This window comes from Pseudoalteromonas luteoviolacea NCIMB 1942, from assembly GCF_001625595.1.
Taxonomy (GTDB): Bacteria; Pseudomonadota; Gammaproteobacteria; order Enterobacterales; family Alteromonadaceae; genus Pseudoalteromonas; species Pseudoalteromonas luteoviolacea_A.
Genome location: NZ_AUXT01000183.1, coordinates 86,496 through 100,041, shown reverse-complemented (window position 1 = coordinate 100,041; position 13,546 = coordinate 86,496). Strand labels below are relative to the sequence as shown.

The 13,546-nt window shown below is 41.5% G+C and carries 16 protein-coding genes; 11 read left to right on the top strand and 5 right to left on the bottom strand.

From position 1 onward, the window contains the following. Window positions 1-4 precede the first annotated feature (4 nt). Entirely contained in the window at window positions 5-1,789 is a 1,785-nt protein-coding gene (locus N482_RS17000) for a GGDEF domain-containing response regulator (protein WP_063378168.1), read from the bottom strand. 289 nt (window positions 1,790-2,078) lie between these two features. Between N482_RS17000 and N482_RS16995 the strand changes: the two genes are divergently transcribed. The 7 genes from N482_RS16995 to N482_RS16965 all read left to right on the top strand — a co-directional run bounded on the left by N482_RS16995 (window position 2,079) and on the right by N482_RS16965 (window position 8,082). Then, window positions 2,079-2,708 carry a LysE family translocator gene (locus N482_RS16995; RefSeq protein WP_063378167.1) on the top strand — a complete coding sequence of 210 codons (630 nt, stop codon included), beginning with the start codon at window positions 2,079-2,081 and terminating at the stop codon, window positions 2,706-2,708. Beyond that, on the top strand, window positions 2,699-3,169 hold the full coding sequence (locus tag N482_RS16990) for a macro domain-containing protein (RefSeq protein ID WP_063378166.1): 471 nt from the start codon (window positions 2,699-2,701) through the stop codon (window positions 3,167-3,169). Before N482_RS16995 ends, N482_RS16990 begins: the two co-directional genes overlap by 10 nt. Window positions 3,170-3,326: 157 nt before the next feature. Next, the gene (locus N482_RS16985) at window positions 3,327-3,995 is read left to right on the top strand and encodes a response regulator (protein WP_063378165.1); all 669 of its coding nucleotides are present in this window, start codon (window positions 3,327-3,329) and stop codon (window positions 3,993-3,995) included. Window positions 3,996-3,998: 3 nt separating this feature from the next. Further along, entirely contained in the window at window positions 3,999-5,441 is a 1,443-nt protein-coding gene (creC, locus tag N482_RS16980; RefSeq protein ID WP_063378164.1) for a two-component system sensor histidine kinase CreC, read from the top strand. 71 nt (window positions 5,442-5,512) lie between these two features. Then, on the top strand, window positions 5,513-6,832 hold the full coding sequence (gene creD / locus N482_RS16975) for a cell envelope integrity protein CreD (protein WP_063378163.1): 1,320 nt from the start codon (window positions 5,513-5,515) through the stop codon (window positions 6,830-6,832). Window positions 6,833-7,091: 259 nt separating this feature from the next. Continuing rightward, window positions 7,092-7,433, top strand: coding sequence for a LysE family translocator (locus tag N482_RS16970; RefSeq protein ID WP_063378162.1), 342 nt, complete (start codon window positions 7,092-7,094; stop codon window positions 7,431-7,433). A gap of 136 nt (window positions 7,434-7,569) precedes the next feature. Next, window positions 7,570-8,082: a GNAT family N-acetyltransferase gene (locus N482_RS16965; RefSeq protein WP_063378161.1), complete on the top strand. Its 513-nt coding sequence runs from the start codon at window positions 7,570-7,572 to the stop codon at window positions 8,080-8,082. Window positions 8,083-8,096: 14 nt separating this feature from the next. On the opposite strand, the gene N482_RS16960 is transcribed toward N482_RS16965, so the two are convergent. Both N482_RS16960 and N482_RS16955 read right to left on the bottom strand, forming a co-directional pair. Further along, complete coding sequence (locus N482_RS16960) at window positions 8,097-8,780, bottom strand: tRNA (adenine(22)-N(1))-methyltransferase (RefSeq protein ID WP_063378160.1); 684 nt, start codon at window positions 8,778-8,780, stop codon at window positions 8,097-8,099. An 11-nt stretch (window positions 8,781-8,791) separates the two neighbouring features. After that, window positions 8,792-9,388: a TetR/AcrR family transcriptional regulator gene (locus N482_RS16955; protein ID WP_063378159.1), complete on the bottom strand. Its 597-nt coding sequence runs from the start codon at window positions 9,386-9,388 to the stop codon at window positions 8,792-8,794. 187 nt (window positions 9,389-9,575) lie between these two features. On the opposite strand from N482_RS16955, the gene N482_RS16950 reads away from it, so the two are divergent. The 3 genes from N482_RS16950 to N482_RS16940 all read left to right on the top strand — a co-directional run bounded on the left by N482_RS16950 (window position 9,576) and on the right by N482_RS16940 (window position 11,514). After that, the gene (locus tag N482_RS16950) at window positions 9,576-10,616 is read left to right on the top strand and encodes an MBL fold metallo-hydrolase (protein WP_063378158.1); all 1,041 of its coding nucleotides are present in this window, start codon (window positions 9,576-9,578) and stop codon (window positions 10,614-10,616) included. 86 nt (window positions 10,617-10,702) lie between these two features. Next, window positions 10,703-11,065 (top strand): nuclear transport factor 2 family protein, encoded by a 363-nt coding sequence (locus tag N482_RS16945; protein ID WP_063378157.1) that lies wholly within the window; start codon window positions 10,703-10,705, stop codon window positions 11,063-11,065. An 86-nt stretch (window positions 11,066-11,151) separates the two neighbouring features. After that, window positions 11,152-11,514, top strand: coding sequence for a hypothetical protein (locus N482_RS16940; protein WP_063378156.1), 363 nt, complete (start codon window positions 11,152-11,154; stop codon window positions 11,512-11,514). 29 nt (window positions 11,515-11,543) lie between these two features. On the opposite strand, the gene N482_RS24450 is transcribed toward N482_RS16940, so the two are convergent. Both N482_RS24450 and N482_RS16935 read right to left on the bottom strand, forming a co-directional pair. Next, window positions 11,544-11,711, bottom strand: a complete 168-nt coding sequence (locus N482_RS24450) for a hypothetical protein (RefSeq protein WP_155730624.1) — start codon at window positions 11,709-11,711, stop codon at window positions 11,544-11,546. 87 nt (window positions 11,712-11,798) lie between these two features. Next, window positions 11,799-12,350: an ADP-ribosylglycohydrolase family protein gene (locus N482_RS16935; RefSeq protein WP_081228030.1), complete on the bottom strand. Its 552-nt coding sequence runs from the start codon at window positions 12,348-12,350 to the stop codon at window positions 11,799-11,801. 240 nt (window positions 12,351-12,590) lie between these two features. Between N482_RS16935 and N482_RS16930 the strand changes: the two genes are divergently transcribed. After that, window positions 12,591-13,526, top strand: coding sequence for a glycerophosphodiester phosphodiesterase family protein (locus N482_RS16930; protein WP_063378155.1), 936 nt, complete (start codon window positions 12,591-12,593; stop codon window positions 13,524-13,526). The last annotated feature ends 20 nt before the right edge of the window (window positions 13,527-13,546 follow it).

Sequence of the window (13,546 nt, the reverse complement as noted above, 5' to 3'; positions counted from 1 at the left end):
TGCTTTAGCTTTTTCCATTGTTACTGCCTGCATGTGTTTTTGCGTCACAATTGACAAGAGATAGACGGCTGGCTTTGCACTCATCTTTTAAGATATTTTTGACTTTGTCTTCACTCATCGGCTGATAAAACAAAAAACCTTGTTGAAGGGAAATCCCCATGCTATCGCATACTTTTGCTTGCAGCGTGGTTTCAACACCTTCACCAACGACCTTGATATCGAGCTTGTTTAACATAAATGACAAGCCTTGTAGCATATCGTGCTGTTTCGATTCTTGTTGCGCGATTTGCTGTACAATTGAACTGTCGATTTTCACTATTTCAAACGGATGTTGCAGCAGGTGAGATATCGAAGAAAGGCCACTGCCAAAATCATCCAATGCTAAGCCTACGCCAATGTCCGATAATGCGAGAAGCGTATCATTAATAGCTTGATCATTTTGCAACAGGGCAGCCTCAGTAATATCTAGCACAAGCTTATTAGGTGGTACCGAGATAGCTCGAAGAGTTTGCTCAACCATGTCGGCAAAATCGCTGTCACATAGCTGACAAGGGGAGATATTAACAGACAGTCTGAACTGGTATTGGTCATCACATAACATCTGGCTAAACTGCTCTAAAGCACTTTCTAACACCCATTGCCCTATAGCTTGAATAAGGCCCGCTTCTTCAGCAATAGGTATAAACTCTTCTGGTAACTGTGTGGTATTAGCCAGAGGCCATCGGATCAGCGCTTCAATCATACTGATTGTATCGTATTGGCTGTCGATGATGGGTTGATAGTTGAGTTCAAAGTGTTGATTTTGCGCTGCCAACCTAAGCTCAGACTCAATCTGATATTTGAGTAAAAAGGCTTCTTGCATATTATCTTGAAAGATACAAACTTTGTCGCTGATGCCATTTTTTGCCCGGTACATCGCAATATCTGCGAGTTTCATGAGCTCTTTACGATTCTCAGAATTAATGGGCGCTACTGCAATCCCAATGCTACCCGAGCAGTGAATTGCATGGCCATCAATTTCAAAAGGGACGTGAAATGTATTTAAGACTCGTTTGGCAATTGCTTGAATTTGCCTGATAGAAGTGAGTTCACCACAAGCAAAAGCAAACTCGTCACCCCCTAACCTAGCGAGAAGCTCATTCTCTCTCAGTACTTCTTTTATTCTTCCGGCCACTGCCACCAAAAGCTGGTCGCCAACCTCATGACCAAAGTTGTCATTGATGTGCTTAAACTTATCTAAGTCCAGCATCATCACGGCAACTATTTCGCGATGTCGCCGCTGCCTTGCTAGCAACAGACGGTTCAACATTTCGTCAAAGTGAAAGCGGTTGTGCAGACCGGTTAACGAATCTTTTTCTGCTAGTTGTTTCACTTGATGGTAGCTTTCATAAAGCTGTTGTTCTAGCTCATGTCGCTTGCGCGCTTGCAATATGGAGCGCGTTAATTGTGTACTGGTGACTTCTTGCTTGAGTAAAAAGTCTTGTGCCCCGGCATTGATACAATCCAATACCAGCGCTTCGTTATAGAGGTTACTGATCATCACAATGGCTGTGTGTTTCAGTTGCGGTTGGCTCCTTAGCTTTACAATAGCCTCAACGCCGTTAATTTGCGGCATATTGTAGTCCATTAGAATCACATCAAAGTGCATTTCATCAAGGTAAGCATACGCTTCATCGGCATTGTTTGCTTCGACAATATCATAATGGTTTTGCTCTTTAGACAGGGTTCTAATTATTGTTTTTCTGTCTATTACATCATCGTCAACGACAAGTAACTTGGTGTAAGTCATGTGGTCCTTTTCCCCATAGATACGGTGGCTGTGAGCCAGCTAAGGATTTCCTAAGATGCTACATTTTTCATCGTTTAGTAGGGTATACAGCATAACTTTAGTCCAAAAGCCTTAAATGAAAAGCTAGGATCATGCAGAAGTTCGCTTAACCTATAGAATTATTGCTATCAGATGGATATTGATAAGCTATTTGCCAATGGGCCAAATATGTGTAAATTGGTTAGGTGATAGAAAGTGCAAGTATCGCCAAACTCGGCAATTCAATTGTAAAAAGGAAATGGAGAAAAACATGGAATACATGCTGCCAGTGATTTTATTTGCCATTTCAACATCGATTACCCCTGGACCTAATAATATTATGGTGATGACATCAGCACTCAACTTTGGCGTTAAAAAGACCTTGCCTTTGTTAGTGGGTATTTGTGCAGGTTTCAGTGTGATGTTGTTAGTAATAGGGTTAGGCTTCGGGCAAGTATTTACGGCATTTCCAAGTTTACACCTAATTATAAAATGTGTAGGTGTAGCCTATTTACTATATCTGGCATGGGCTATTGCAAAATCTGCAAGTGCACCAATTGATACAGACAAAGCTAAGCCGCTTACTTTTATGAATGGCGCGCTATTTCAGTGGGTCAATGCTAAAGCATGGGTGGTTGCAACGGGCGCGATAGCTGCATTTACGAGCATTGGGGATGGATACTATACGCAAAACTTCATAATCGTCTTGGTTTTCTTTATTGCGGCATTCCCTTGTGTTGGCGCTTGGCTACTGTGTGGTTCAGCTTTAAAGCGGGTGTTAACCAAAGATAAATATAGAATCCGGTTTAATTATGTGATGGCTATACTGCTGGCGTTATCTGTTATGCCAGTAGTGTTAGAAGTAATTGAACAACCACAGGTGGCAAAATTGTGGGCGTAAATGTCGTTGTCGTACATGGTGATATTTTAGATCGACAAGTTGATGTAATTGTAAATAGCTGGAATCGCAACATAATACCTTGGTGGTTGCTCTTACCTCAGGGAGTCTCGGGGGCGATAAAGCGCCGAGCTGGTACTGAGCCATTCAAAGAAGTGGCAAAATATGGTGCAATTCCGTTAGGGGAGGCGCGGCTGACCTCTGCGGGAACATTGAACTTTAAGGGAATTATTCACGTCGCGGGTATTAATTTATGCTGGTATGCCACTGAGTATTCGGTTAGGCAGTCGGTCATTAATGCAATCAAGTTGGCAGAAGCGAACAGTTTTAAAACCTTAGCAATGCCATTAATCGGTGCTGGCTCTGGTAATCGCTCTGAAAAATGGTCATTAGAATGCATGTTACATACGTTAGAGTCCATTGAGAGCAATGTAAAAGTTACGGTTGTAAAGTTCTCACCATGAAGCTAATGACAAAACCAGCTATTTCATAATGTTAAGTTTTTATCTGTAGTGGCTGCATGGGCAATCACTTATACTTATGATGTATTGAGATAGGTATTTGTGGCTTTAATTGAATAACGTAAATATATAAAGCCAGTCTGTATTTTGGGGAAATAACGTGAATATTGTCATCATAGAAGATGAGTCTGCCATTGCTGATACCCTCATTCATGTGCTGGAAATGGATGGCTTTAAAGCTCACTGGTTTAATACCGCTGGCGCTGGGTTGGCGCATTTAAAAACAAAATCGGCGGATTTGCTAATACTAGATGTGGGGTTACCTGATGGCAATGGGTTTGAGTTGTGTAAGCAAATAAGAGGCTTTTCTGACATTCCTATTATATTTTTGACCGCGCGAGCGGATGAAATAGACAGGGTGGTGGGGCTTGAGATAGGCGCAGATGATTATGTAACTAAACCATTTAGTCCTAGAGAGTTGTTGGCAAGGGTAAAGCTGCGACTGAAATCGATACGGCGACAAGCTGAGTCCACTAGTGAACAAGGGCAAGATGTTCTACGCGTCGAAAACTTTGACTATTTTAGAGGGAACATTGCACTGGGCCTGACAGCATTAGAGTTTAGGTTGTTAGATGCTTTGCTAAAATCTTCTCCCAGAGTATTGAGCCGTCAACAGCTTATGGACTTTTCTAGCATGCCAAGTGAAGAAGCATATGAGCGTAATGTCGACTCCCACATAAAGTCTATCCGCAATAAATTGCAAAAGGTAGAGTTTGCTGAATGTTTAAAAACCAAACGGGGTTTTGGTTACTATTTTGAAAAGGAATAGAGCGTGAGCCGCTGGCCTAAGATCCCACTCGGGTTGCGATTGTTTTTATTGTACTTTGTCATAGTGATTATGACGACTTACTTTGTTAGCTCGACACTGATCAAAGAAATTAAACCCACAGTACGCCAAACGACAGAAGAAACTTTGGTCGACATGGCTAACTTATTAGCGGTGCTGGTGGCTGAAGAGCTGGCTAACGGAACATTGGAAACTAGCCAAATTTCGACGCTTTTACAGCAGTTTGGTAACCGAAGTGTCGACGCGGCAATTTGGGGAGTTGATAAAACTGTGATGTCGAATCGCATCTATGTTACTGATATCAATGGTATAGTGGTAGCTGACTCGTGGTACCAAGACATCGGCAATGACTTTTCGCGTTGGAATGATGTTTACCTCACGCTGCGGGGGGAATATGGCGCGCGCTCTACAGCTACTGACCCTAGTGATCCACTTTCAACCGTTATGCATGTGGCGGCACCGGTCATTTTCGATAAAAAGACCATTGGCAGTTTAACGGTTGCTAAGGCAAATCGATCAGTACAGCCATTCATTGAGCTTTCGCAACAACGCGTTTTTAATTGGCTTGCGGTGATGAGTGTGTTGGTACTGCTCGTTGGGGCGGTCATCGCGTGGCGAATTAACTCTGCACTTAGCAAGCTGTCGTTGTACGCCTATAAAATGGGTCAAGGTGAAAAGGCCAATAAGCCAGTATTTAGAGTATTTTATGAATATGGCCAATTAAGCGATGCATTGGCGAATATGCGCTCGCAACTGGATGGAAAACAGTATGTTGAAACTTACGTTGAAACTCTAACGCACGAGTTAAAGAGTCCACTTTCAGGTATTAAAGGGGCGAGTGAGTTACTGCAATTGCCACTAGATGACCAAAAGAGAGTAAAATTTGCGTTTAATATAGAGCGCGAATCCCAGCGCATGCAGTTACTTATCGATAAACTTTTAGAGCTTACGCGATTAGAAAAGTTGCCAGAGCTTGAAAAACCGAAATCAATGCAAAGTCAGGAATTGGTCGATTATGTGGTTACAGCGATGAGTGTGAAAATAGAGCACAAGTCGATTGATTACGCCCTCAAATCTGAGTCAAATATTATGATTAACGGTGATGAGTTTTTGCTTCGCCAAGCGCTGTTCAATATATTTGAAAATGCGTTGGACTTTGTATGTGAAGATGGAAAAATCCAAGTATCTGTTGAGCAGTTGCAAACACATGTTTGTTTTAAAATATATAACGATGGTCCGTTAATCCCCGATTATGCCTTGTCTCGTCTAACTGAGCGGTTTTATTCATTACCGCGGGCTGCGGGAAATAAAAGTACGGGCCTTGGACTTAATTTCGTTGAACAAGTTGCAAAGCTTCATTTTGGGTATTTAAAGGTAAAAAATTGCCAGCAAGGGGTTGAAGTGTCGCTCGCCATCAAGTCTCCATAAACTCTCCATATAAGCTCCATAGATTGCCCAAGCTGCCTTGCTAAAGTTTGGGCAAACCTAAGGAGTGAATGATGAACAATCAAAATAAAGAAAAAATTGGTGTCAAGTTTGGCATGCTAATAGGGCTAATTATCTTATTAATGATCCCAATGATCATGATAGAAGAGCTGATATCTGAACGCAGTAACATGCAAAAGCAAGTGCAGCAAGAAATTGCAAAAAGTAGCAGTGCACAACAGCGCCTTGTCGGCCCGTTCATTTACGTAGAATATGAACGAGACATAGAGCGACAGAGCACGGTGAGCGTTATTAAGGAAAATACTTTTTTGTTGCCTGAAAAGCTCAATATCCACAGTGCGCTTGATACGTTCGAAAAATTTCGCAGTATTTATAAAGCGACCTTGTATCGTTCAAATAACACTATTTCAGGTGTATTCAAAACCTCTGACCTTCATATATTAAAAGATCAGCGTGTAACATCGGTAAGCCTTGTTTTTGGGATCTCAGATATTCGAGGCATTGGGTTAGACTCGGTGGTTAAAGTTGCGGGTGAAGACGCTAAAATCTTGCCTGGAACAGGAGTCAAAAGGTTAAAAGAGGGGGTGCACGCCCCACTTGAGAGCGCTCACTTATTTGCATCATCAGAGCTGTCATTTTCGGCAGATATACATTTGCAAGGGATGGAAAAGTTAGCTATCTCGCCACTGGGCAGGGAAACTCGCGTTAGTATGACCGCAGACTGGCCGCACCCGAGCTTTGTTGGGACTTATTTACCAATAACCTCAAATATTAACGGCGACGAGTTTAGTGCAAATTGGCAAGCAAGTTACTTTTCAACCAATATGCAAAGTACTTTTGAAAGTTGTATTTTACGCAGTGAATGTGGAGATTTAACTGAGCGGACTATGGGTGTAGCTCTAGTTGACCCTGTCGATCATTACTTAAAAAGTCATCGAGCGGTTAATTATGCATTGTTGGTCATTTTACTCGTGGTTGCTAGTTTCTTTTTATTGGAAATGGTAAGAGACGAGCCTATTCACCCAGTACAATATGGATTTGTGGGACTTGCACTGGCGATATTCTATCTATTACTTATTTCGCTAAGTGAGCATTTAGGCTTTGGGCTAGCATATGTGATTTCATCATTTGCCGCGACTGGGTTGCTTGGCTGGTATGTGAGTGGTGTCCTAAAAAGTGGTGTGATGGGCGTTTATTATTTTGCAGGCTTAATCATGCTGTACTCATTGCTTTACGGCATGCTTGGCGCTGAAGATTATGCGCTGCTCATGGGTAGCTTAATGTGCTTTATCGTTTTGTCACTTGTTATGATACTTACACGTAAAATCAATTGGTATGGCAGTACCAAGCCAAATAAAGAGCGTGATCAGTAAGTACCTGACACGCTCATAGATGAAATTTAAATAGTCTTTAAATGGAGTATAAAACGCTAAAATTAATAATTTAGACGCTTTTTAATTAGATAATCCATGTGGCAGTATTGACGGTTTTATTAGCAAATAAAAGACCGAGGAATGAATTATGCCTGAGTTTGCAATACTGCCATTATTTATAATTAAGAGCGTACTTTTAGCTATTTCGTCAGGTCTTGTTCTGGTACTAATTTCTGCTTATTCATAGGGGCAGGGGTTTATGGCTGGGGCGCGCCTAGCATTAGGGATTTTTATTGCTAGTATTGTGCAGACATTGGCTGTGGCGCTCGGGCTTGGGCAATTGATGCAACAACTTCCGCTAATAGTGATGGCAATAAAGCTACTCGGTGCTTTGTGCTTAGCATGGCTCGGTGTAAATATGTTTGAGTCTTGGTGGGTGAATAAAAACACTCCAAAGACTGTTCTCAACGGTGGTGAGAATGTTAGTCGGGGGTTAGTGTTAAAAGGCTTTCTAAATAATTTAATGAATCCTAAAACGCTATTGTTCTTAAGTGTGTTTCTCGTGCAGTTAACCCATAGTAACTCGTCTTTTACATTGTAAATACTGGTACTTGGGGTGTTACTTAGTACCCTTGTTTTGTTTGTTAATCTCATTTTTGCATTTTCATTTAGTAAGTTAGGTAAAGTATTGGCTGTGACGCTTGCAGCCTAAAAATAATAAATGAACAGGGGACTACATGATTCAAATAGCATCAATAGAAACCGAACGGTTACGTTTAGTGGCACCCAGCACAGCATGTTTAGACGCCTATTTACAATTTTATACTGATGGTGAAGCATCAAAAATGTACGGTGGGCCGATTGAGCCTGCGCAAGTACTTGCGAGGTTAAAGGCAGATCTTGGCTCATGGTATTTACATGGTTTCGGAGTTTGGGTTGTACAAGAGAAAGCCACTGGTAAGTACATTGGTACTTGTGGTTTTTGGCAAGGCTATAATTGGCCCACCGAACTTACATGGTGGTTACTTCCTCAAACGCGTGGTTTAGGTTATGCCAAAGAAGCGTCTATTGCTGCTATTAATTATGCATACGACAAACTCGAGTTTGTACAAGTGCGCACTTATATGAACGATGAAAATGACGCTGCACGCAAATTAGTTGAGCGACTGGGAGGCACTAAAACTGACAGAATGTTGTTTCCTGACGGATTATATCGAGATATTTATACATTAAAGAAGGTGAGCGCATAAGTTTTCATCACCATTCACTCAACAGACTTTAATTGAACACTTTTATAGGCAGATATAATATCTGACACATCGTCACTACCTTGGTTAATACGTTGATAGTGGCTTATTGTTTTATTCAAATAGTGCCTGGCTATCTCATATTCTTGTTTATCTTTATAACGCCAAATACGCTCACCAACGGCATGAACGGAGCCACTATTGATTTTATTAGTCGAAACATGAATGAGTTCATAGCTGCGTTTTTTTTCATTTACTAATAGTTCATTTTTTAAGGTCAGTTCCAGCGATTGTAACGTTTGGCGCAGTGTATATAAGTGATGGACTGGGCAAAGAATAAAGTCGATACTTAGATTTGGGTTTTGACGCATAATATTTTGTACAAAAGCGCTACACAAATCACCGCCAACGCCAGCAATAATCACCAAATGCTTGCCCGAATATTGTGATAAAGGTAAAGTCGCGACGTCTTGGCAATATGTTTGCCATTGAGCCTTTTTATGGGCATAGAACTGTGTGAGCTTTTCGCCTAATTCATTAATCAGGTGCGGTACTATGTCGACAAAGTGGACTTTTGCGTTCAGATCTTTATCTAATAAACTCGCCCCAAGTAGACCGTGATCGCAACAGCAATCCCAAATGTGTGCGTAGTCATTGTTCACTAAATCGCTAATTTGCGACAGGCGCTTTCCCAATTTCATTGAACACCTTTTTAACTGACTTGATAGCGGGCTAAAAATGTTTCGACAGTTTGGTTTATCACAAACTCTTGATCCATATAGGGCTCTAAAGCGAAGCCGTAAAGGCGCGGGTAGAAAATAAATGACTTCAGTTGGAACACAAACTGTTTGGCAGCGAAAGTAACATCTTCCACATTGATGGCGTCAGATGAATTGGCAGCGACAAGAAACTCTTCCAAATAACGCATACAGCCAACTTTAGTATTATTTAGGTGCGCGGCCATATCTGGGTTTTGCAATAACTCTAAAAACGCAACACGGGCAATACGCAGAAAGGGATCTGACGAGAGCAATAGTGCCTCAGCCTTCGCAATATCGAGTAGCTGTGACCGAATGCACTTGTCTGGCGTATAAACCAATGTATTACCTTGCTCAACGTGGGTCAGCATGTTTTCGATTACAGCGTACAAAAGTGCTTCTTTGCTATCAAAGTGGTTATACACCGTGCGCTTAGATACTTCTGCGGTTTGCGCGACCAGATCCATACTGGTTTGCTGTGCACCATTTTCAGAAAACAGCTGCTCAGCTGCTTGAATGATTTGCAGGCGTTTTTTTTCTGATAGCTTCATATGAACTCCTTACTAAAGTGAGCGTAGTTTAGCGGAATTAGAAAAAACTTGCACTAGGTAGTTTACTTTTAGTCCAGAATATGGAAAACTGCACCGTGTAGTTTACTTTTTGTGGTGGCGTATGAAAGCTATATACAAATTTTCTTTACTAGCATCGGTATTTGTTTTGACAGTTGGAGGATGTGCAATGGTTTCGAATTTAGACGCGCAAGTGAGCGATTCAGGATACAGCTCCAAGCAATTTAAAGACGGTAAATTTTACAATACAAATGAGGTAGAGCAGCCGAACTTGAAAAAGACGTTAGGAATTTTTTGGCGCTTTATTACAGAGTCTAAGCAAGATCCAATGCCCAACATTCCTCTACCTATGATGCAACAGAGCCCGAATATGCTGGCGCAACTTTCAGACGATCAAATACACATGGTTAAATTGGGTCACTCATCAGTGCTGTTAAAGGTGTTTGGTGAATACTGGTTGCTAGACCCTGTATTTTCAAAGCGTGCGTCACCTTTTAGCTTTGCAGGTCCTGAGCGATTCCATGAGGCGCCAATCGCTTTAGCAGACTTACCGCAAATCGATAGAATCTTAATTTCCCACAATCACTATGATCACTTAGATAAAGAGAGCATTTTGTCACTTATGAACAAAACAAAAGAGATTTTTGTTCCCTTAGGTGTTGAAGGTGACCTGCAGCAATGGGGAGTAGACAAAAATAAGGTAAAAGTATTCGATTGGTGGCAAGAGCATGGGGATAAAACCAGTCTAGTTGCATTTGTTCCTACTCAGCACTTTTCTGGCAGAGGCTTAAGTGATGGCAACAAAACTCTATGGGGATCGTGGGTCATTAAAGCGGCTGAACAGAGCATTTACTTTAGCGGTGACTCTGGATATTTTGATGGATTTAAAGAAATCGGCCGTCGCTACGGGCCTTTTAATTACACCTTTATTGAAACAGGCGCTTACGATAAAGATTGGGCAGATATTCATATGACACCAGAGCAAAGCGTTCAAGCGCACATTGACCTTAATGCTGAGGTGATGTTGCCAATACATAATGGTACATTCGATTTAGCGTTTCACTCTTGGTATGACCCGCTAGAACGTGTAGCCACGGCTGCCGCGCAAAAAAAAGTGACGATCAATACGCCAATTGTTGGTGAGGTGATCACCGCAGGAGAGCCTCATAATAATGATTTCTGGTGGAAGTCCTTGATGTCAAAAGGTTAGCCGGTAAGCTGAAGAGCGTCTTAACAGTCTTGATACATGTGTATATAATTACGGTCCAAACAACTAAATGAGTTTTTGGACTTTTTATGCACACAGAAATAGAACAAGCAACCATCGCCATCGTAGACAGACAACTCGACGCCTACAACAACCAAGATATCGATGCATTTGCGGCAACTTACAGTGACGATGTCGAAATCTATCAAGGGCAAAACATAGTATTTAGGGGAAAACAGGCGCTTGTCGAACGCTATGGTAAAAAGTTTGAGAGTTTGAGCTATTTGAACGCAACGTCAATGACTCGTATGGTGCAAGGTTGCTTTTTGGTAGATCATGAGCTTGCCGAGTCATCTACACAGCCCAACAAAGAAATCGATTATAGTGTGAAGGTGATAGCAGCGTATGAAGTCGAAAACGACTTAATCAAGCGTGTGACGTTTATGGGTTAGCACATCGAAATCAGCTTATATTTGGGTTTACAGTTTATTTGATATTAATTATCATTATCAATAATTTTTTGGCCCAAATATTCACTATGTTTGATATCGACTTAGAAGCTAAAGATGCCCACATGCGTGCATATCAAGATGCCAATGCAGAGCTAGCGGTGCGCTCTATGGTACTAAAGCACAGCCCCACAAATATAGATAATCTCGCTGCGTACATCAGATCTGCCAAAAAGCTTATCGATATTTGTTTAAAAGATGAAGACCGGCTTTTGGTAATTAATTTGAGGCTATGGGTTAGGCGAAACCTCGTGCTAAATCATAGAAGAGGCTCTGCTAATTTGCGCTTTCAAGCTATGTGTGAAAAGGAGCTCAACCTAATAGATAAAAATCTAGTACAGGTATTTACACCGTTTGGTAGAAATATTGTGCCTTTGCTTAGACAAGTCTAATGGGCCCTAAAGTAGCGCCCAATCAGGTGTCATTTGAATGTAAGCACTATCGAGTGAAGTTGTTTAGCCCGCTCGATTAAATAGTCTTTACCGTAGTCATTGTTCTCAAGTTCATCATATAAAAAGCGCGGTAAATCGTTTTTATACTCTTCACTTAAACTTGCAATACCAAGTGCGCAGGCTGAGATAGTATCCACATCTCCACCAAATTCCACAGATTGAGTGAGTAACGCATTGACAGTCTCGTAGCCACAGTAAGCGACCTAGCCTTGCCAGTTGGTATTTCACTCAATATCATTATGGGACAGAACAAATTCGCCCAGTTGTGCTTTTGGACTTAATTTGGAATAAAAGTAATGGCTGGCAAGTTCAACTGCTTGTGAGGAGTTAATACCTATTGGGGTGTTATGTGTAATTGAGACTTGAACTTCAGTTTTATTGAGTACCTCTTCAACTTTAGGAAATAGCCCAAGGGGGACTAAACGCACAGCCGCACCATCGGCGATGCTGTTTGGCTTGATTTTGGCTAGAAACTCTTTGGCGCTAGAAATAGAATCTAAAAAAGCATAAAACCCTTTAGAGTAACCTAGTCGCTGGTCTCGTTTAAAGCTGTCGATAAATTTACGGGTGATGGTGTGTTTATCCCAAGCTTCGCCATCAATAATCAGTTCGGCCAGGGCAAGTGACATTTGAGTGTCGTCCGTATAGTGTCCAGAAGCAATACCCAGGCCATGTTCATGATAGGCACTCAGATTGTTGAATCGAGTTACTTTTTCTCTGTCAGAAAATTCAAAACCTGCACGATAAGCGTCACCAATGGCAATTTCTAACAACATGTTGATTCCTTAGAAAATAGAGGAGGGGTAGCTAGTTTTGTGTAATTGCCAATATTGACGATATTACATTCTTTAACGTTTGACACATTCAACATGTAGATCAGCAAAAAGAAGGCACAAATTATGCCCGATTGAGCAAGTATAAATCTAATTCGGATTTTATCGCTTATTTTGGTAATTCCTTAACTTTAAGAGCTTTGATAAAATAGCGGGCTTAAAAGCTTATTTTTGAGGAGTTTCATGAAGCACTGGGCTGTACGACTATCCGTCTTATTTATTATCATCTTGGTTGCGAGGCAGCCAGGTATAGAACTTGATCATCACGGCAAAACCATATCGTACAAAGGATTAGTACAACCTACAGACTACACCGGCGTCACAAACACAACCTGTACAGCAGATAGACTCACCAAGGTGGGGCATCCTTTCATTGAAAATACCATCCCTGCAATTGGAAAAGCGTTCGAGCTAGGCGCAGATACCGTGCACTTAAATATCCATGCGACATCTGATAAGGAGCTGGCTGTATTTCACGATTGGACACTAGATTGCAGAACAAATGGTGAAGGTATTACCTCAGAACAGTCAATGGCATTTCTTAAAACGCTAGATGCAGGTTATGGTTACCGAATTGGTGAAGAAGAAGGTGTGTATCCTTTGAGAGGGCTGGGGGTTGGTTTGATCCCATCACTTGATGAGGTGTTAACACGTTTTCCTGAAAAGTCATTTTTGCTCAATATGAAAACGGCTGGCCCAGAAGCAATAGAAGTACTTGCTACACACCTAAATGATATGGACCCAGAGCAAAGAAGCCGATTGAGCTTTATTGGTATGCAGAGTATCTCAGAAGCCATTGCCGAAAAGTTTCCTGAGCAAATGACCTATTCAAAAGAAGTTGGTAAACGTTGCTTGGTGAAGTATATCTTCATCGGTTGGTCTCGTTATTACCCAGCATCTTGTGCCAACACAACGCTTGTTTTACCTGAGCAATTTGGCCGTATTTTATGGGGGTGGCCTGAGCAATTTGCAGCAAGAGCACAACAAAATGGTACTGAAGTTTACCTGTATCAAAAATCTCAACCATATTCCAAAAGTTCAGACTTGAGAGAGTACGGGGTAGGCTTATTTACTGGTGATATGATTGGCCTCGCAGAGCAAGGTAATAACGCGAAATAACACATGAACCTGAGTGCCAA

What these genes read in the sequence shown, in the direction of transcription:
- N482_RS16955 (WP_063378159.1), bottom strand. Translation starts at nt 9,388, where the DNA reads ATGAAGCTATCAGAAAAAAAACGCCTGCAAATCATTCAAGCAGCTGAG.
- N482_RS16950 (WP_063378158.1), top strand. Translation starts at nt 9,576, where the DNA reads ATGGTTTCGAATTTAGACGCGCAAGTGAGCGATTCAGGATACAGCTCC.
- N482_RS16965 (WP_063378161.1), top strand. Translation starts at nt 7,570, where the DNA reads ATGATTCAAATAGCATCAATAGAAACCGAACGGTTACGTTTAGTGGCA.
- N482_RS17000 (WP_063378168.1), bottom strand. Translation starts at nt 1,789, where the DNA reads ATGACTTACACCAAGTTACTTGTCGTTGACGATGATGTAATAGACAGA.
- N482_RS16945 (WP_063378157.1), top strand. Translation starts at nt 10,703, where the DNA reads ATGCACACAGAAATAGAACAAGCAACCATCGCCATCGTAGACAGACAA.
- N482_RS16960 (WP_063378160.1), bottom strand. Translation starts at nt 8,780, where the DNA reads ATGAAATTGGGAAAGCGCCTGTCGCAAATTAGCGATTTAGTGAACAAT.
- N482_RS16930 (WP_063378155.1), top strand. Translation starts at nt 12,591, where the DNA reads ATGAAGCACTGGGCTGTACGACTATCCGTCTTATTTATTATCATCTTG.
- N482_RS16995 (WP_063378167.1), top strand. Translation starts at nt 2,079, where the DNA reads ATGGAATACATGCTGCCAGTGATTTTATTTGCCATTTCAACATCGATT.
- N482_RS16970 (WP_063378162.1), top strand. Translation starts at nt 7,092, where the DNA reads ATGGCTGGGGCGCGCCTAGCATTAGGGATTTTTATTGCTAGTATTGTG.
- N482_RS16935 (WP_081228030.1), bottom strand. Translation starts at nt 12,350, where the DNA reads ATGTTGTTAGAAATTGCCATTGGTGACGCTTATCGTGCAGGTTTTGAA.
- N482_RS16940 (WP_063378156.1), top strand. Translation starts at nt 11,152, where the DNA reads ATGTTTGATATCGACTTAGAAGCTAAAGATGCCCACATGCGTGCATAT.
- creD (WP_063378163.1), top strand. Translation starts at nt 5,513, where the DNA reads ATGAACAATCAAAATAAAGAAAAAATTGGTGTCAAGTTTGGCATGCTA.